This is a genomic window from Cupriavidus sp. PET2-C1, assembly GCF_054515855.1.
This window is the reverse complement of record NZ_CM137259.1, coordinates 2093005-2110013: the sequence shown is the minus strand read 5'-3', so window position 1 is coordinate 2110013 and position 17009 is coordinate 2093005. Positions and strand designations below refer to the sequence as shown.

General features: G+C 66.4%; 16 protein-coding genes and 1 pseudogene. 10 read left to right on the top strand and 7 right to left on the bottom strand.

The features are described from left to right. The first annotated feature begins 85 nt into the window (after nt 1–85). The 7 genes from ACX12D_RS09555 (at nt 86) to ACX12D_RS09525 (ending at nt 6837) form a co-directional block, all read left to right on the top strand. Complete coding sequence (locus ACX12D_RS09555; RefSeq protein WP_459373824.1) at nt 86–1096, top strand: NADP-dependent oxidoreductase; 1011 nt, start codon at nt 86–88, stop codon at nt 1094–1096. Between the two features lie 121 nt (nt 1097–1217). Further along, the gene (locus ACX12D_RS09550) at nt 1218–2072 is read left to right on the top strand and encodes a class II aldolase/adducin family protein (protein ID WP_459373823.1); all 855 of its coding nucleotides are present in this window, start codon (nt 1218–1220) and stop codon (nt 2070–2072) included. A 4-nt stretch (nt 2073–2076) separates the two neighbouring features. Next, nucleotides 2077–2898 carry an SDR family oxidoreductase gene (locus ACX12D_RS09545; protein WP_459373822.1) on the top strand — a complete coding sequence of 274 codons (822 nt, stop codon included), beginning with the start codon at nt 2077–2079 and terminating at the stop codon, nt 2896–2898. A 196-nt stretch (nt 2899–3094) separates the two neighbouring features. Then, complete coding sequence (locus tag ACX12D_RS09540; protein WP_459373820.1) at nt 3095–4030, top strand: glutathione S-transferase family protein; 936 nt, start codon at nt 3095–3097, stop codon at nt 4028–4030. A 56-nt stretch (nt 4031–4086) separates the two neighbouring features. Further along, nucleotides 4087–4989, top strand: coding sequence for an SDR family oxidoreductase (locus ACX12D_RS09535; RefSeq protein ID WP_441634875.1), 903 nt, complete (start codon nt 4087–4089; stop codon nt 4987–4989). A gap of 72 nt (nt 4990–5061) precedes the next feature. Next, a complete protein-coding gene (locus ACX12D_RS09530; protein WP_459373819.1) occupies nt 5062–5982 on the top strand; it encodes an alpha/beta fold hydrolase in 921 nt (306 codons plus the stop codon). 144 nt (nt 5983–6126) lie between these two features. After that, complete coding sequence (locus ACX12D_RS09525; protein ID WP_459373818.1) at nt 6127–6837, top strand: aspartate/glutamate racemase family protein; 711 nt, start codon at nt 6127–6129, stop codon at nt 6835–6837. Nucleotides 6838–6942: 105 nt separating this feature from the next. Here ACX12D_RS09525 and ACX12D_RS09520 read toward each other — a convergent pair whose 3' ends face one another. Both ACX12D_RS09520 and ACX12D_RS09515 read right to left on the bottom strand, forming a co-directional pair. Further along, complete coding sequence (locus ACX12D_RS09520; RefSeq protein WP_441634884.1) at nt 6943–7464, bottom strand: O-acetyl-ADP-ribose deacetylase; 522 nt, start codon at nt 7462–7464, stop codon at nt 6943–6945. Nucleotides 7465–7545: 81 nt separating this feature from the next. Beyond that, on the bottom strand, nt 7546–8694 hold the full coding sequence (locus ACX12D_RS09515) for an iron-containing alcohol dehydrogenase (RefSeq protein ID WP_459373817.1): 1149 nt from the start codon (nt 8692–8694) through the stop codon (nt 7546–7548). A 299-nt stretch (nt 8695–8993) separates the two neighbouring features. On the opposite strand from ACX12D_RS09515, the gene ACX12D_RS09510 reads away from it, so the two are divergent. The 3 genes from ACX12D_RS09510 (at nt 8994) to ACX12D_RS09500 (ending at nt 11615) form a co-directional block, all read left to right on the top strand. Continuing rightward, nucleotides 8994–9968: an alpha/beta hydrolase gene (locus tag ACX12D_RS09510; protein ID WP_459373987.1), complete on the top strand. Its 975-nt coding sequence runs from the start codon at nt 8994–8996 to the stop codon at nt 9966–9968. 122 nt (nt 9969–10090) lie between these two features. Beyond that, nucleotides 10091–11077 carry a tripartite tricarboxylate transporter substrate binding protein gene (locus ACX12D_RS09505; RefSeq protein ID WP_043346594.1) on the top strand — a complete coding sequence of 329 codons (987 nt, stop codon included), beginning with the start codon at nt 10091–10093 and terminating at the stop codon, nt 11075–11077. 100 nt (nt 11078–11177) lie between these two features. Beyond that, complete coding sequence (locus ACX12D_RS09500; protein WP_150990356.1) at nt 11178–11615, top strand: YbgC/FadM family acyl-CoA thioesterase; 438 nt, start codon at nt 11178–11180, stop codon at nt 11613–11615. A 79-nt stretch (nt 11616–11694) separates the two neighbouring features. On the opposite strand, the gene denD is transcribed toward ACX12D_RS09500, so the two are convergent. The 5 genes and pseudogenes from denD to otnK form a co-directional block, all read right to left on the bottom strand. Next, nucleotides 11695–12684 (bottom strand): D-erythronate dehydrogenase, encoded by a 990-nt coding sequence (denD, locus tag ACX12D_RS09495; RefSeq protein ID WP_459373816.1) that lies wholly within the window; start codon nt 12682–12684, stop codon nt 11695–11697. A gap of 49 nt (nt 12685–12733) precedes the next feature. Further along, entirely contained in the window at nt 12734–13516 is a 783-nt protein-coding gene (gene otnI / locus ACX12D_RS09490; RefSeq protein WP_441634892.1) for a 2-oxo-tetronate isomerase, read from the bottom strand. A 49-nt stretch (nt 13517–13565) separates the two neighbouring features. After that, nucleotides 13566–14896: pseudogene (locus ACX12D_RS09485) on the bottom strand (MFS transporter). Nucleotides 14897–15068: 172 nt separating this feature from the next. Beyond that, nucleotides 15069–15707, bottom strand: a complete 639-nt coding sequence (gene otnC / locus ACX12D_RS09480; RefSeq protein ID WP_459373815.1) for a 3-oxo-tetronate 4-phosphate decarboxylase — start codon at nt 15705–15707, stop codon at nt 15069–15071. Beyond that, nucleotides 15704–17008, bottom strand: coding sequence for a 3-oxo-tetronate kinase (gene otnK, locus ACX12D_RS09475; RefSeq protein WP_459373814.1), 1305 nt, complete (start codon nt 17006–17008; stop codon nt 15704–15706). Before otnK ends, otnC begins: the two co-directional genes overlap by 4 nt. Between the last annotated feature and the right edge of the window lies 1 nt (nt 17009).

The window sequence follows — 17009 nt, the reverse complement described above, 5'->3', positions numbered from 1 at the left end:
GCCAGCCGACCCGCTAGCTGGCAACCACCCACAACGAACGACAAAGGACGAGTGTCCTTGTCCATTTCACTGTAAGGAAGCCATCATGTCGAACACCTACAAGCGCATCGTCCTGGCATCGCGCCCCACCGGCGCCGTGACCCCTGAGAACTTCCGCCTGGAAGAAGTGCCTGTGCCCGAGATCGGCGAAGGCGAGGTGCTGGTCCGCAATCATTTCCTGTCGCTCGATCCGTATATGCGCGGCCGCATGAACGAGGGCAAGTCGTACGCCACCCCGCAGCCGCTGGGCGATGTGATGATCGGCGGCACGGTCGGCGAGATCGTGGCGACGAAGAACCCCAAGTACGCTGTCGGCGACAAGGTGGTCGGCATGTTCGGCTGGCAGGAAATGGGCGTCACCAACGGCCTCGGCATCCAGAAGGTCGATACCACCCATATTCCGCTGTCGGCCTATCTTGGCTCGGTCGGCATGCCCGGCGTCACGGCCTGGTATGGCCTGAACAAGATCATCCAGCCGAAGGCCGGCAAGACCATCGTGGTGAGCGCGGCCTCCGGCGCGGTCGGCAGCGTGGTGGGCCAGCTGGCCAAGCTCCAGGGCTGCCGCGTGGTCGGCTTTGCCGGCGGCAAGGACAAGTGCGACTACGTGGTCAATGAACTGGGCTTCGATGCCTGCGTTGACTACAAGGCGGCCAAGGACAGCAAGGAGCTGTACACGATGTTCAAGGAAGCCACCCCGGACGGCGTGGATGGCTATTTCGAGAACGTCGGCGGCGAGATCCTCGACACCGTGCTGGCCCGCATGAATGCCTTCGGGCGCATCGCCATCTGCGGCATGATTGCCGGCTACGATGGCCAGCCGATGCCGCTGAAAAACCCGCAGCTGATCCTGGTGTCGCGCCTGACCGTGGAAGGCTTTATCGTGTCCGAACACATGGACGTGTGGCCGCAAGCGCTGCAAGAGCTGGGCACCGCGGTGGCGCAAGGCAAGCTCAAGTTCCGCGAGAGCGTCGCGCAAGGCCTGGCGAGCGCGCCGGAAGCGTTCATGGGCCTGCTCAAGGGCAAGAATTTCGGCAAGCAGCTGGTCAAGCTGGTTTAAGCCAGAGGCATGCACCGAAGCCGCCGAGCGGGCCAGAGCCGCGCACCATGACGACGGCTGTTTCTCCCTCTTCCCTCAGGGGAAGAGGGGAGCAAACCAACTACAAGCAAGGAGACACCCCATGAATGCGCCAGGCCAACACACCAAGCCCGAGGCCGACCAGGACGAAATGGCCGCCGGCCTGTCCGAAGCGGTCAAGGCCAAGTACCGCGTACTGCCGCGCCCGCCGAAGTTCGATACGCCGGCGGAGGAGCGCCTGCACCGCAAGCAGCGGCTGGCCGCGGCCTTCCGCTTGTTTTCCAAGTTCGGCTTCGACGAAGGCGTCGCCGGCCACATCACCGCGCGCGATCCCGAGTTCCCGGATACGTTCTGGGTCAACCCGTTCGGCGTGCATTTCAGCCAGGTCAAGGTGTCCAACCTGATCCGCTGCGATCACCATGGCGACGTGGTGGAAGGCGATTACCCGGTCAACGCCGCGGCCTTCGCCATCCACTCGCGCGTGCACCAGACCCGTGAAGACGCGGTCGCTGCCGCGCACTCGCACAGCACCTATGGCCGCGCCTGGTCCACGCTGGGCCGCACGCTCGACCCGCTGACGCAGGACGTGTGCGCCTTCTACAACGACCATGCCCTCTATGACGATTTCGGCGGCGTGGTGGTGGAGTTGGACGAAGGCCAGCGCATCGCCAACGCGCTGGGCAGCAACAAGGCCGCGATCCTGCAGAACCATGGCCTGCTGACGGTGGGCAAGACGGTAGACGAAGCCGCCTGGTGGTTCATCACCATGGAGCGCTCGTGCCAGGTGCAGTTGCTGGCCGAGGCCGCTGCCGCGCGCACCAATGCGCCGCTGAAGGTGATCTCCGACGCCGCGGCAAGCCAGGCGTATTCGATCGTCGGCACCGCGCAGGCGGGCTGGTTCCAGTTCCAGCCGCTGTACGCCCGCATCGTCAAGGAACAGCCCGACCTGCTGGATTGAAGTCATGGCCGCCTTTGCTCCATTTACTGGCAAGGTCGTGCTGATCACCGGCGCGTCCGACGGCATTGGCGCCGAACTGGCCCTGCTGCTGGCGCAGCAGGGCGCGCGGCTTGCGCTGGCGGCGCGCCGTGTCGACATGCTGCAGGCGCTGGCGGAGCGCATCCGCCGCCAGCACCCGGCTGCCGACGTCGGCGTGTGGCGCGTCGACGTGTCGGACGAGTTCGACTGCCGGCGGCTGGTGGCCACGGTGGTGGCGCAGTACGGCGGGCTCGACGTGCTGGTCAACAATGCCGGCGTGTCCGCCCACGGCTACTTCGAACAAGTATCGGACTACAGCTACTACGAGCAGGTCATGCGCGTGAACTACTTCGGCGCCATGTGGTGCACGCGCGAGGCGCTGCCGCACCTGCGCGAGCGCGGCGGCCTGATGGTGGCGGTGTCCAGCCTGGCCGGCAAGATCGGCGTGCCGGGCCGCACCGCCTACTCGGCCAGCAAGTTCGCGCTGGCGGGATTCTGCGAGGCGCTGCGGGCCGAGTTGCGCGGGTCTGGCGTGGATGTGTGCGTGGTGTTTCCCGGCGTGGTGGCGACCGATACGCGCATCAACGGCTTTGGCCCCGACGGCCGCCCACTGGGCGAGAGCCGCCTGCGCGAGGAGGGGGCCATGAGCGCGCAGGAATGCGCGCGCCAGATGCTGGCGGCCATGGTCGCGCGCAAGCGCGAACTGGTGATGACCGGCAAGGGCCGGCTTGGGCTGTGGCTCAAGCTGCTGGCGCCGCGCCTGGTCGAGAACATGGCGCTCAAGGCGCTGAAGCAAACGGGGCGGTAGTGTCGTATTGCTGTTGACATCGTGACAGCATGACAGCCGTGACAGAGGAGGTCGATCAATAGCAGGCACGCGCCTTGCTGATACCCGTGGCGGCATCCGCCCGGCGCACTGGCAGCAGGCATAAGAGAAATTTCAGGCTGAATTTAATCTGGCTTCAGGCTGGCTTCAGACTGGCAACACAAGCGATTCCGACACCATGGCAGACCTTATCCTTCACCAGTACGCAACGTCGCCGTTCTCCGAGAAGATCCGCCTGCTGATGGGCGCGAAGGGCCTGGCGTGGCAAGCGGTCGAAATCCCGCCCATCATGCCAAAGCCGGACGTGGTGGCGCTGACCGGCGGTTACCGCCGCACCCCGATCCTGCAGGTGGGGGCCGACATCTATTGCGACACCGCGTTGATCTGCGAGGTGATCGACAGCGTGGCGCCCGCGTGCCCGCTCTATCCCGCCGCGCAAGCCGCCACCACGCGCCTGGTCGCTGGCTGGATCGACACCGCGCTGTTTACCGCCGCCGTCACCTACCTGTTCCAGCCGGCCGGCGCGCAAAGCATGCTGGGCCACCTCACGCCGGCGCAAATGCAGGCTTTCGCGGCGGATCGCAAGGCCATGCGTGGCGAAACCAATGCACTGCGCATGCCGTTGCCCGAGGCCATCGCCATGCTGCATGAAACCTTCGGGCGGCTCGAGCAGCAATTCAAGGCGGGCGTGGCGCATGTGGCCGGGGCCGAGCTGTCGGTGGCGGATTTTTCGCTGTACCACAATGTCTGGTTTATCCAGCGTGCCAGTGAGCTGGCCAAGCTGCTGGATGCGTATCCGGCGGTGCAAGCCTGGTATGCGCGCATGAAGGCCTTTGGCCATGGCTCGGTGCGCGTGGTCAGCGCGGAGTCGGCGCTGGAGGTGGCACGGCACGCCGATCCGGCCGCGTTGCCAGGCGGGGTGGCTGCCGGCAGCGGCTTCGAAGCGGGCGACGCTGTCACCGTGACGCCGACGGACTACGCGCGCGATCCCGTCGCCGGCGTGCTGGTGGCGCTGGACGCCCACCGTGCCACGTTGCGCCGCCAGGATCCGCGTGCGGGTGCGGTCAATGTGCATTTCCCGCGCCAAGGTTATCAAGTGCAGCGCGCGGGCTAAGGCCCGCGCGCGGCAAGGCTATCCCATAACAACGACAGCAACGAGAGGCAGACAACATGAAGCAATTCCAAGGCAAGGTGGCAGTGATCACCGGCGGTGCATCGGGCTTCGGCAAGGAATTCGCCAAGCTGGGTGCGGGACTCGGCATGAAGCTGGTGCTGGCCGACGTGCAGGAAGACGCACTGGACGCCACCGTGGCGGAGTTCAAGGCGCAAGGCGTGCCGGTGATCGGCGTGCGCGTGGATGTGTCCAAGGCCGAGCAGGTGCAGGCGCTGGCCGATGCCGCCATCGCCGCCTTTGGCCAGGTCAACCTGCTGTTCAACAACGCCGGCGTGGGCGCGGGCGGCCTGATGTGGGAAAACACCGAGCGCGACTGGGAGTGGGTGCTGGGCGTCAACCTCTTTGGCGTGATCCACGGCGTGCGCATCTTTACCCCGCTGATGCTCGCGGCCGCGGCCAAGGACCCCTCGTTCGAAGGCCATATCGTTAATACGGCCTCCATGGCCGGCTTGCTCAGCCCGCCCGCGATGGGCGTCTACAACGTCTCCAAGCACGCCGTGGTTTCCCTGTCCGAGTCGCTGTACCAGGATCTCAGCCTGGTCAGCGAGCAGGTGCGCTGCTCGGTGCTGTGCCCGTATTTCGTGCCGACCGGCATCACGCAATCGGGCCGCAACCGGCCGGCCGGGCTGGCCAATGACGCGCCGCCCACGCGCTCGCAGCTGGTGTCGCAAGCCATGTCGGACAAAGCGGTCAGTTCGGGCAAGGTCACGGCCGCCGAAGTGGCGCAGCTCACCTTCGACGCCATCCGCGACAACGGCTTCTATATTTACTCGCATCCGCAGCAGCTGGATCCCGTGCGGCAGCGCTTCGAAGATATCATTAGCCAACGCAACCCGAGCGACCCGTTCGCCGACAAGCCGGAAGTGCGCGCCGGGCTCATCGCAGCCTTGCGCGGATAACCGAGGGGGAGCCGCCAGGCGCGGCCAGCAGCAAGTCCACCAGAGACAGCCATTGCGGCAAGGGAGGAATTCATGACCAAACCTGCAGTCATTCGCCATCTGCAGTACGCCACCTTGCCCAATGGCACGCGTCTGCACTACGCCAGCGCCGGCGAGCGCGGCAAGCCGCTGGTGCTGTTCGTGCATGGCTTTCCCGAGTTTTGGTACGAGTGGGAAGCCCAGCTGGCCGAGTTCGGCAAGACCCACTTCGCCGTGGCGCCGGACCTGCGCGGCTTCAACCTCTCAAGCAAGCCCGCGGAAGTCGAGGCCTACCGCCCCCGCCACATCGTCGAGGACCTGGTCCAGTTCATCAACGCGCTGGGCTACTCGCATTGCGTGGTGGTGGCGCACGACTGGGGCGGGGCAATCTGCTGGAACCTGGCCATCCAGTTTCCGCAGATGGTGGAGCGGCTGGTCATCATCAATTCACCGCATCCCTATGTGTTTGCCAAGGCTCTGACCGGCGATCCCCAGCAACAGGCCGCCTCGGCCTACATGAACTGGCTGCGCGCGCCGGGATCGGAGCAAGCGCTGGCGGCGGACGGCTTCGCCAAGCTCGAGGGCTTCCTGAACGGGCAGGGCAAGCAGTCCGCGCCCTGGTTTACCGGCGAGACCCGCGAGAAATACCACGCCGCCTGGTCGCAGCCCGGCGCTGGCGGCTCTCACCCGCTGACTGGCGGTGTGAACTATTACCGCGCATCGCCCATGCACCCGCCGGGGCCAGGCGAGATGCCCCCCGATATCTCCAAGCTCGATCCCGCCGCTTTCACCGTGCGCGTGCCGACGCTGGTGGTCTGGGGCGAGCGCGACACCGCGCTGCCCAAGAGCCTGCTGGATGGCCTGGACAAGTTCATCCCGGACATGCGGCTGGAACGCATTCCGGATGGCACCCACTGGGTCATCCACGAGCAGCCGGAGCGCATCAACCTGTTGATCCGGAGCGCTTTGCCCTGATCCGTTGTTGTCCACGCAAGGCCGCGTCAGGCACGCGAGCCTGCGCTGGCCCGGTCGGAACCCGCCGCACTGTGCATGGGGCGGAGTGGGGCCTGCTGCTACATTGACCTGATTCGACAGCGCCGGTGCGCGAGGAAGGTCAAGATGAAAACGATCGGACTGATCGGCGGCATGAGCTGGGAATCCTCGGCCGAGTACTACCGCCTGATCAACCAGGACATGAAACTACGCCTCGGCGGCCACCATAACGCACGCAGCGTCATGGTCACGGTCAGCTTCGAGCAGATCAAGGCACTGCAGTACGCGCAACGCTGGGACGAACTCGGCGAATCCATGCGGCAAGCCGCCCTGCAGGTGCAGGCCGCCGGCGCGGATTTCGTGCTGCTCTGCACCAACACCATGCACCGCGTGGCCCCTGTCCTGGAAGCCGCGCTCGACATTCCCTTTCTCCATATCGTCGATCCCACCGCGCAAGCATTGCGCGCCGCCGGCATCCGGCGCGTGGGCTTGCTTGGCACGGCCTTCACCATGGAGCAGGACTTCTATCGCGGCCGCATGCAGGACAAGCACGGCATCGAAGTCGTGGTCCCGGACGCCGCCGACCGCGCGCTGGTCCACGGGATCATCTACGACGAGCTATGCCACGGCATCGTGCGCGACGCCTCGCGCGACGTGTACAGGCGGATCATCGGTGGCTTGCAGGCGCAAGGCGTGGGCGGGGTGATTTTGGGCTGCACCGAGATCACGCTGCTGATCGGGCAGGATGATGTGGCGCTGCCGGTGTTCGATACCACGGCTTTGCATGCGCAGGCTGCGGTGGGGCTGGCGTTGGAGGGGGCGGTGGTAGCGAGTTAGGTCGGGCGCGGGAAGAACACCCGGAACGAGGGCGGGGAGAGCGGGGAAAACAGCAAAACGGAAAAACGGGAAATCGCAGGGGAATGCCGATTTCCCGTCAGCCGTTCAACTCAACCTGTGCCGATACAAGCGGTAGTTCTCGTCATCGAAGCAGACAAAACTGACCTGCTCGATGGTGGGTGCGGCCACCAGGGCCTTGCGTACGGCCTCGATGGCAATATCCACGGCGCGCTCGCGCGGGAAACCGTAGATGCCGGTGCTGATATTGGGAAAGGCGATGGTGCGCAGCTTGTGCTGCGCGGCTAGCGCAATGCTGGCCTGGTAGGCGCTGGCAAGGAGGGCGTCTTCGCCGTGGCCGCCCCCTTGCCAGACCGGGCCGACCGCGTGGATGACATAAGGCGAAGGCAGCAGGCCGCCGGTGGTGATCACCGCCTGGCCGGTGGGACAGCCGCCCTTGGTTTCGCGAATGCCGCGACATGCGGCCATGATGGCGGGACCGCCAGCGCCGTGGATGGCGCCGTCGACACCGCCGCCACCGAGCAAGCCGCTATTGGCGGCATTGACGATGGCGTCGACTTCCATGCGGGTGATGTCTCCGTGCAAGACCTGCAGGTGTTCCCCTGTCATGACCTCTTCTCCGTGCTGGGTGGTAAAAGCTGGATCGCCCCGGCTGTTCCGCGCACCTGTGCTGCCGGCCCGCCGCGGCACTTACATGGATTCCGCCAGCATACGCCGATAATCCGCGGCGCTGGCCTCTTTCGGGTTGGTCTTGTGGCAATGGTCAACCAGTGCGCCGGCGATCACCTTGTCGAACATGTCTTCGGTGACGCCCATCTGGCGCAGGCCGGTGGGCAGCCCGAGGCGCGCGGTCATGTCGTGCACGGCCTGGGCCAGGTCGGCGCCCTGGGGCAGGCCCATGGCGTGGCGCAGGCGGGCGTAGCGGTTGTCGCGCACCACGCTGGGCGCATCGGCGTTGAAGCGCAGCACCGCCGGCATCACCACGGCGTTCAGGGTGCCGTGGTGCAGGCCGGTCTTGCCGTCCACCTTGAGGCCGCCGAGCGGGTGCGACAGCGAGTGCACGCAGCCCAGTCCCTTCTGGAAGGCCATGGCGCCCTGCATGGAGGCGCTCATCATGTTCAGGCGCGCGTCACGGTCCTGGCCGTCGCGGGTGGCGCGTTCGATATGCTTCCAGCCGCGCTCCAGCCCGTCCAGGGCGATGCCGTCGGCGGGCGGGTTGAAGGCAGGCGCCAGGAAGGTTTCCACGCAATGCGCGATGGCGTCCATGCCGGTGGCGGCGGTCAGGCCAGCCGGCAGGCCCAGCGTGAGGCCCGGGTCGCAGATGGCGGATTTGGGCAGCAGGTGCCAGGAGTGGAAGCCGAGCTTGCGGCCGTCTTCCAGGATGATGATGGCGCCGCGCGCCACCTCGCTGCCCGTGCCCGAGGTGGTCGGCACGGCGATCAGCGGCGCGGCACGTTCGGTGATCCTGGCGCTGCCGCCTTCAATGGTGGCGTAGGTGGTCAGCTCGCCGGGATGGGTGGCGAGGATGGCGATGCCCTTGGCCAGGTCGATGGAGGAGCCGCCGCCGACCGCGATCAGCCCGTCGCAGCCGCTATCCCGGTACTGCGCCGCGGCCTTCTTGACCATGGCTTCGGTCGGGTTGGAGGGGGTTTCGTCGAAGATCTCGTGCGCCAGGCCGCCCAGGGCCACGACGGCCTGCTGGGCCACGCCGGCGGCAACCACGCCTTTGTCGGTGACGACCAGCGGGCGCCGGATGCCGATGCGATCGCACTCTGCCTTGAGCTGGCTGATGGTGCCGAAATCCAGGTGGATATGGGTCAGGTAATAAATGAAGGCCATCTATGTTGTCTCCGTCGATGAGGGTTTCTATTTCTTCTGACTTCTGGCTTTTCTGACGATGGTCGATGATCGCGCAAAACCTGCCGCCCTGACCAGCCCCAGGGAAATTTCATATGCTTTGCTGCAGAAACATCTGGAATCATACTAAAATCGAACGATCGTTCACAATTCGAACGCCAGCGGCGCTGACGCCACTGGGGATTCGGCTGCTGCCGAAGGTTCGTTGCTACTGATTCCGAGTGTCCATGTCCGCTGTCCCGCCTGATTCCACCGCTGCGCCTGCCCAGCCTGTGCCTGCCATGCCCGGCATGCCGCCGGTGCCGCTGGACCCGCAGGTGGCGGCGTTGCTGGAGCTGATCGGGCGCGTGAAGCGTCCGTCCATCCACGAACTGGACCCGGCCGACGCCAAGACCGCCTACGAGAAGAGCGCGCCCATCATGGATATCGCGCCGCAGGCCGTGCACAGCGTGGAGAACCTGACGGTAGCCGCGCGCGATGGCTACGACATCCCGGTGCGGCTGTATGCGCCGCGCGAGGCGAGCTGGGCCGAGCCGTTGCCTTTGCTGGTGTACTTCCATGGTGGCGGCTTCACGGTGGGCAGCATCAACTCGCACGATCCCCTGAGCCGGCTGCTGTGCATGCAGGCCGATTGCATGGTGCTGTCGGTGGACTACCGGCTCGGCCCGCAGTGGAAGTTTCCCCATGCGGCGAATGACGCGTTCGATGTCATGGCGTGGGTGTTCGCCGAGGCCGCGCGCCTGGGCGCCGATGCTAGCCGTATCGCCCTGGGCGGCGATAGCGCGGGCGGCACCCTGGCCAGCGCCTGCGCCGTGCACGCGCGCGATCTGGGCCTGGAGCCTGTGCTGCAGATGCTGATCTATCCCGGCACCTGTGCCCGTCAGGACACGCCATCGCATCGCGCGCTGGCCGAGGGCTATCTGCTGACCGCGCCGATGATCCAATGGTTTTTCTCGCAATACCTGGACAGCGAAACCAGCCGCGACGACTGGCGTTTTGCCCCGCTCGACGGTGGTGGCACGGGTGCTGACGTGCGCGGTTGCTGCCCGGCCTGGATCGCCGTGGCGGGCTACGACCCGCTGCACGATGAAGGCGTGGCCTATGCGGCCAAGCTGCGCGCCGCGGGCGTGCCGGCGCAATTGGCCGACTACCAGGGCATGATCCACGATTTTTTCAAGCTGGGACGCTTTGTCCCGGCGGTGGCCGGCGCCCATGACGACGCGGTCGCCGCCTTGCGCGCTGCCTTCGACGGCTGAGCGGGACTTGCCGGCAGGGGCCGGCAGCCAGATCGAAGCGGTCGCAGAACCCCCGGTTTCATTGGCTTTACGTGTAGTGCATTACTTGTAGCAGTAGCATTAGCAATAGGAGACACAGACTCATGCAACGCCGCCATTTCCTCGCCCATGCGGGCGCGCTCGCCGCCACCGCGGCTACCCTGGGGCTGGCCAGCGCGCCGGCCCTGGCGCAGGCGGACAATTTCCCGCAACGGCCGATTCGCCTGATCATCGGCTATACCGCGGGCGGTTCCACCGACCTGCCGTTCCGCGTGCTGGCGGAAAACGCTTCCAAGATCCTCGGCCAGCCGGTGATCATCGAGAACAAGCCCGGCGCCGGCGGGGTATTGCCCGCCCAGCTGATGCAATCGACCCAGCCGGATGGCTACACGCTGGCGCAGGTCGCCATGCCGGTCTACCGCCTGCCGTACACCACCAAGATCAACTGGGATCCGGTCAAGGACTTGTCGTACGTGATCAACCTGGCCGGCTACTCGTTCGGCCTGGTTGTGCCGGCGGATTCGCCGATCAAGACCATGCAGGACTACATCGCCTATGCCAAGGCCAACCCGGGCCGCCTGACCTACGGCTCGCCGGGCTCGATGACCACGCTGCACCTGACCATGGAAGAGCTGGCCATGAAGCAGAACGTGCAGTTCTCGCATATTCCGTACAAGGGCAACTCGGAATCGATGCAGGCCCTGCTGGGCGGGCACGTGATGTCGGTGGCGGACACCCCGGCCTGGGCGCCGTACGTGGAGTCGGGCAAGCTGCGCCTGCTGTCGACCTGGGGCGAGAAGCGCTCGGCGCGCTTCCCCAATGTGCCGACGTTGAAGGAGCTGGGCCTGGGCATCGTGCAGACCTCGCCGTTCGGCGTGGTGGCGCCCAAGGGCACCGATCCGAAGATCGTCAAGAAGCTGCACGACGGCTTCAAGAAGGCCATGGAAATGCAGAACTACCGCGATGCGCTGGCCAAGTTCGACATGGAGCCGTTCTACATGAGCAGCGAGCAATACGCGCACTTCGCCGCCGATACGGTCAAGAAAGAGAAAGCCATTATCGACAAGCTGGGGCTGAACAAGCCGCAATGAGCGTGGCTTAGCCGCTTTATGCCGGCGCCGCCCTGTCCGGGGCCGGCGCCGTTTTCATATCGGGCCGATATCTGGCCGGCAACCAAGGGGGAACGCCGATATGGCGAAGGAAGATTTCCGTCACAGCATGCCGCTGCGCGTGCGTTGGGCCGAGGTGGATCCGCAGTCGATCGTGTTCAATGCGCACTACCTGACCTACTGCGATATCTGCGTGACGGAGTACTGGCGCGCGGTGGGGATCCGGTATCCGGAGGATGTGCTGCACGCGCACGGCGTGGATATCTTCGTCGTGAAATCCACGCTGGAGTATCACGCGTCCGCGCGCTTTGACGACATGCTGGAGATCCGGGGGCGGATTGCGCGCCTGGGCCGCTCCAGCATGCTGTTCCGCGTCGAGATGTACCGTGGCGACGAGCACCTGGTCACGGGCGAGATCGTCTATGTCTGCGCGGACCCCGCCACGCAGAAGTCGGCGCCGATTCCGGGGCCGGTGCGGGAAACGATCACGGCGTATGAAGTGGTGAAGCCGGACGCTTGACCTGTCCGGCTTCCGTCGTTCCAGGTGTGGCGGCGCTGGCCCGCGTGCAAGCCAGCGCCGCCAAGACGCACCTGCGGGTTCAACGTGCCGCTATGCCCGCATCCTCGATATAAGCCCGGATCACCGCATCGAAATCCTCGTCGCCCTGGAACTCCAGCGCCAGCGCGCGCTCCGTATTCCATGCGGCGGGCCAGGTGCCGACGATATTCTCGATGCGCGCCTCGCGCTCCCAGCTCACGCGATCCGCCACGGCGTCGCCGGCCACGCGCCGCAACGCCGCCACCATCTCCCTGGGCGTGACCGACAGGCCGGGCAGGTTCACCGTCCGGCGTTCGCCAAACTTCGCGCCATCGATCTCCATGCCCCGCACCAGCGCGGCAATCGCCCCGCGCGGGGACAGCAGCCACAGCGGCGTTTCCGGCGAGACCGGGCAATTGGCGGCAACGCCTGCCAGTGGCTCGCGGATGATGCCGCTGGCAAACGACGAAGCCGCGGCATTGGGCTTGCCCGGCCGCACGCTGATGGTTGGCAGGCGCAGCACGCGGCCGTCGACAAAGCCGCGGCGGCTGTAGTCCGACAGCAGCAGCTCGCCGATGGCCTTCTGCGCGCCGTAGGAGGATTGCGGATTGAGCGCGGTATCGTCCTGCACCACAGCGGGCAGGGTGCCGCCGTACACCGCCACCGAACTGGTGAACACCACGCGTGGCCGGCTGCCATGTTTCACGTGAAGCGCCCGGCAGGTTTCCAGCAACGCGCGCGCGGCATCCAGATTCACGCGCATGCCCAGGTCAAAATCCGCCTCGGCCTGGCCGCTGACCACCGCCGCCAGGTGGAACACCGCGCCGGTATGTGCATCGATGGCCTGCGCCAGCACGGCAGGGTCGGACAAGTCGCCGGTGACCACGCGCACGCGCGCGTCGTTCAGCGGGGGCGGCGCTACCACGTCGAGCAGCGTCAGGCCCGCGATGGCGACGGGCTTGCCGTCGATGTCCAGGGTGCCGCGCTGTAGCAGCTGGCGGGCCAGTTGGAGGCCGAGAAAGCCGGCCCCGCCGGTGATCAGTACTTGCATGTTTGTTTTCCTGTTGTGCCGCCGTGGGCGGCATGGATACAGCGGCCGCTCAGGCCTTCAAATAAGGCTTGAGCCAGCCCAAACCCGCCGAGGTACCGGCGCGCGGACGATACTCGCAGCCGATCCAGCCGTCATAGCCAAGGCCATCGATCACGTCGAACAGGTACGGGTAGTTCAGCTCGCCCAGGTCCGGCTCGTGGCGCTCGGGCACGCCGGCAATCTGGATGTGGCCGATGCCGGCAAAGTCGCGCTTGAGCTTGACGGCAAGGTCGCCTTCCACGATCTGGCAGTGGTAGCAGTCGAATTGCACCTTCAGGTTGGCCGCGCCCACTTCCTTGCAGATGGCCTGGCCGTCGTCCTGGCGGTTGAGGAAGTAGCCCGGCATGTCGCGTCCGTTGATTGGCTCGATCAGGACCGTGATGCCCTGTGCCGCGGCGGCCTGCGCGGCATGCGCCAGGTTTTCCAGGTAGCAGGCGCGATGACGCCCGTGGTCCGCGCCGGCCGGCACCAGGCCGGCCATCACGTGGATCTTGTCATTGCCGATCACGGCGGCGTACTCCAGCGCGCGGCCGAAGGCGTCGCGGAATTCGGCCTGGCGCCCGGGCAGGGCGGCCATGCCGCGCTCGCCGGCGTGCCAGTCGCCGGGCGGCGCGTTGAACAGCGCTTGCGCCAGGCCGTTGGCGTCGAGCCGCGCGCGGATCTCCGCGGCAGTGTGCTCGTACGGGAAGAGATACTCCACGGCCCTGAAACCGTCTGCCGCTGCGGCGGCGAAGCGATCCAGGAAGGCGTGCTCGGTGTACATCATCGACAGGTTGGCGGCAAAACGCGGCATGCGGTGCTCCAAGAGAAGTGCGTGGTTCTTGAGTTCTTGTGTTCTTGGCCTAGCGGTTGACCAGCTTGGCCGGGGTGAGCCAGACCAGCCCGGCGCCGAGCACCAGCATGGCCGACAACACATACATGCTCGACTGCGTGCTGTGGGTGAGGTCGGTCAGGTAGCCCACCATGTACGGTGCCACAAAGCCCGCCAGGTTGCCCACCGAATTCACCACCGCAATGCCCGAGGCAGCAGCCAGCCCGGACAGGAAGGCGGTGGGCAGCGACCAGAACAGCGGGGCGCAGGTCAGCACGCCGGCGGCGGCGAGCGACAGCGCGGCGATGGCCACCACGGTATTGTGGGTAAACGAAGCGGCAATGGCAAAGCCCACTGCACCCATCAGCGCCGGCACGATCAGGTGCCAGCGGCGTTCGCGGCGTGCGTCGGCGCTGTGGCCGAGGAAGTTCATCACCACGATGGCGCACAGAAACGGAATCGCGCTGAGCAGGCCGATATTGAGGTTGCCGGTAACGCCGCTGGTCTTGACCAGTGTGGGCATCCAGAACGTCAGCGCATATTGCCCGGTGACAAAGCAGAAGTAGATCATGCACATCCACCAGACGCGGCTGTCCTTGAACACGGCGCCGAGCGAGTGGCCGGTGCCCGAGGCGCCGGCCTGGCGTGCGTCCTCCTCGATATTGCGCTTGAGCACGCGCTTCTCGTTGGCGTCCAGCCACGGCGCCTGGTCGATGCCGTTTTGAGCACGAACACGGTGATGATGCCGATCAGCAGCGCGGGCAGGGCCTCGATCAGGAACATCCACTGCCAGCCGCGCATGCCGCCGTAGTCATGGAAGGCATCCATGATCCAGCCCGACAGCGGGTTGCCGAACATGCCGGCCACCGGGATGCCCGACATGAACAGCGCGATCATCTTGGCGCGCCGGTTGGCCGGATACCAGTAGGTCAGGTAGAGGATCACGCCGGGATAGAAGCCCGCCTCGGCCAGGCCGAGCAGGAAGCGCATGATGTAGAACGTGGTGGGCGTCTTCACGAAGACGAACAACGCCGAGATGATGCCCCACGTGATCATGATCCGCGCGATCCAGACGCGCGCGCCGAGCTTGTGCATCAGCAAATTGCTGGGGACTTCGAACAGGAAGTAGCCGATGAAGAACAGCCCGGCGCCAAGGCCGAACACGGTTTCGGAAAACGCCAGGTCCTGCGCCATCTGCAGCTTGGCGAAGCCCACGTTCACGCGGTCCAGGTAAGCGATGACGTAGCACAGCATCAGGAACGGCATGATGCGCCAGAACACCTTGCTGTAAGCGCGCTTCTCGATGTCGCGGTCGATGTCTTGGCCGGCGCCGGTTAGCGCGGCCTGGGTGGATGCATGCATGGTTGTCTCCGTATATCGTCTTGGTTCCGGCTTGATGTCCGTTGTTAGCGGCAAACCAGGGGCGAACGCTGCCCTTGCCGCGGCCCAGGCGTTAGCGAAGGCGGGCGGCGGGCGGTTCTGCTTTGCTTGGGTTTTTGTTGTCGGGGCTTTGTCGTACCTGCGCGCAGGGTCCCTACCAGCGCGCCTTGAACGTATCGCGCAGTTCGGCCAGCGCTTGCTCGTCGAGCGGGTCAGGCTTGTCCTTGAGCATCAGCCAGAGCTTGGCGGTTTCTTCAAGTTCCTCGAGCGCGAAGGCAGCGCGCGAGACAGTGGCTTCCCACACCACCGGACCAAGGCGCGCGAGCAACACGCCGCGCACTTCGGCGGCAAGCTGGGCAACGTGTGCCGCCACCGCGGGGTCGCCCGGGCGATGGTAGGGAATCAGCGGGATATGCCCGACTTTCATCACGTAGTAAGGCGTAATCGGCGGCAGCACATCGTCCGGCCGCCATGCGCCCGCCAGGCTCAGCGCCACCAGGTGGGTGGAGTGCGTATGCACCACGCCATGGGCCTGGGGGTTGTTGTCGTAGATGGCGCGGTGCAGGGTCAGCGTCTTGGACGGCTTGTCGCCGGCCACCCAGTTGCCGCCGCTGTCCACCTTGGCGATGGCGGCCGGATCCAGCATGCCCAGGCAGGCATCGGTCGGCGTGATCAGCCAGCCGTCCTCCATGCGTGCGCTGATGTTGCCGGCGCTGCCGACGGTGTAGCCGCGCTGGTAGAGGCTGGCGCCGATGCGGCAGATTTCTTCGCGCAGGCTGGCTTCGGTGCTCATGCTTCACCTCCAAGCTGGCGCAGCGCTTCGTCAAAGAAGTTGATGCCGCCGAAATTGCCAGATTTGAGCGCCAGCGCCAGCGGCTGCGCTTCCAGCGTGACGGTGGCGGGCACGCCCGGCGCGATCTGCGCGCCGATGCGCAGGGCTTGCACGCCCAGCGCCTGCACCACCGCGCCCGAGGTTTCGCCGCCGGCCACCACGAAGCGGCACGTGCCGCGTGCTTTCAGGGCGGCGGCGATGTCCGCCAGCGCCTGCTCGACCAGATGGCCGGCGCGCTCCACGCCCAGCGCGGCCTGCACCGATCTGACCTCCTCCGGCGTGGTGGTGGCGTAAAACAGCACAGGCTCGGCATGGGAGCCAGCCAGGGCCAGCGCCTCCTCAACCACGGGCGCGCCTTGCGCCAGCGCCAGCGGGTCGATGCGCAGGGCGGGGCGCTTGGCCACGAGCCACTGCGCCACCTGCGCATTGGTCGCCTTGGACGCGCTGCCGGCCAGCACCACGGCCGGCCCGGTCACGGGCGCCACGCTGTCGGCATCCGCGCGTTGCGGCAGCAAGCCGGCACGGCGGAAGTTGGCGGGCAGGCCGAGCGCCAGGCCCGAGCCGCCGGTGAGCAAGGGCAGGTCAGCGCACGCCTCGCCTAGCGTATGCAGGTCGGCATCGCTCACGGCATCGGCGATCGCCAGTTTCACGCCATCGCCGCGCAAGGTGGCCATGGCCTGGCGGGCCGCGTCGCTGCCGCGCGCCACGGCGTCGTAGCGCAGCAGGCCCACCTTGGCCTGGCTTTGGCGCTGCAGCACGCGGACCAGGTTGGCATCATGCATCGGCGTGAGCGGGTGGTTCTCCATGCCCGAGGCATTGAGCAGGACATCGCCCACGAACAGGTGGCCGCGGAAGAGGGTGCGGCCGTTCTCCGGGAATGCCGGGCAGGCGATGGTGAAGTCGCTGCCAAGCGCCGCCAGCAGGGCCTCGGCCACCGGGCCGATATTGCCGGCGTCGGTGGAGTCGAAGGTGGAGCAGTACTTGAAAAAGAACTGGCGGCAGCCCTGGGCTTGCAACCAGCGCAGCGCGGCCAGCGATTGCGCGATGGCGTCGGCCGCCGGGATGGTGCGCGACTTGAGCGCGACCACCAGCGCATCGGCCTGCTCCACGCCGGGCAGCGCCGCGCCGCCTGCCGGCACGCCGATGGTCTGCACGGTGCGCATGCCGTTGCGCACCAGCGTGTTGGCCAGGTCGGTGGCACCGGTGAAATCGTCGGCGATGCAGCCGAGCAGGGCGCGCGAGGAAGGGTTCTGTGCGGTCATC

Bases quoted from the DNA above. Each gene is read 5' to 3' on its own strand.
- ACX12D_RS09555 (WP_459373824.1), top strand. From the start codon at position 86: ATGTCGAACACCTACAAGCGCATCGTCCTGGCATCGCGCCCCACCGGC.
- ACX12D_RS09550 (WP_459373823.1), top strand. From the start codon at position 1,218: ATGAATGCGCCAGGCCAACACACCAAGCCCGAGGCCGACCAGGACGAA.
- ACX12D_RS09545 (WP_459373822.1), top strand. From the start codon at position 2,077: ATGGCCGCCTTTGCTCCATTTACTGGCAAGGTCGTGCTGATCACCGGC.
- ACX12D_RS09540 (WP_459373820.1), top strand. From the start codon at position 3,095: ATGGCAGACCTTATCCTTCACCAGTACGCAACGTCGCCGTTCTCCGAG.
- ACX12D_RS09535 (WP_441634875.1), top strand. From the start codon at position 4,087: ATGAAGCAATTCCAAGGCAAGGTGGCAGTGATCACCGGCGGTGCATCG.
- ACX12D_RS09530 (WP_459373819.1), top strand. From the start codon at position 5,062: ATGACCAAACCTGCAGTCATTCGCCATCTGCAGTACGCCACCTTGCCC.
- ACX12D_RS09525 (WP_459373818.1), top strand. From the start codon at position 6,127: ATGAAAACGATCGGACTGATCGGCGGCATGAGCTGGGAATCCTCGGCC.
- ACX12D_RS09520 (WP_441634884.1), bottom strand. From the start codon at position 7,464: ATGACAGGGGAACACCTGCAGGTCTTGCACGGAGACATCACCCGCATG.
- ACX12D_RS09515 (WP_459373817.1), bottom strand. From the start codon at position 8,694: ATGGCCTTCATTTATTACCTGACCCATATCCACCTGGATTTCGGCACC.
- ACX12D_RS09510 (WP_459373987.1), top strand. From the start codon at position 8,994: ATGCCCGGCATGCCGCCGGTGCCGCTGGACCCGCAGGTGGCGGCGTTG.
- ACX12D_RS09505 (WP_043346594.1), top strand. From the start codon at position 10,091: ATGCAACGCCGCCATTTCCTCGCCCATGCGGGCGCGCTCGCCGCCACC.
- ACX12D_RS09500 (WP_150990356.1), top strand. From the start codon at position 11,178: ATGGCGAAGGAAGATTTCCGTCACAGCATGCCGCTGCGCGTGCGTTGG.
- denD (WP_459373816.1), bottom strand. From the start codon at position 12,684: ATGCAAGTACTGATCACCGGCGGGGCCGGCTTTCTCGGCCTCCAACTG.
- otnI (WP_441634892.1), bottom strand. From the start codon at position 13,516: ATGCCGCGTTTTGCCGCCAACCTGTCGATGATGTACACCGAGCACGCC.
- otnC (WP_459373815.1), bottom strand. From the start codon at position 15,707: ATGAGCACCGAAGCCAGCCTGCGCGAAGAAATCTGCCGCATCGGCGCC.
- otnK (WP_459373814.1), bottom strand. From the start codon at position 17,008: ATGACCGCACAGAACCCTTCCTCGCGCGCCCTGCTCGGCTGCATCGCC.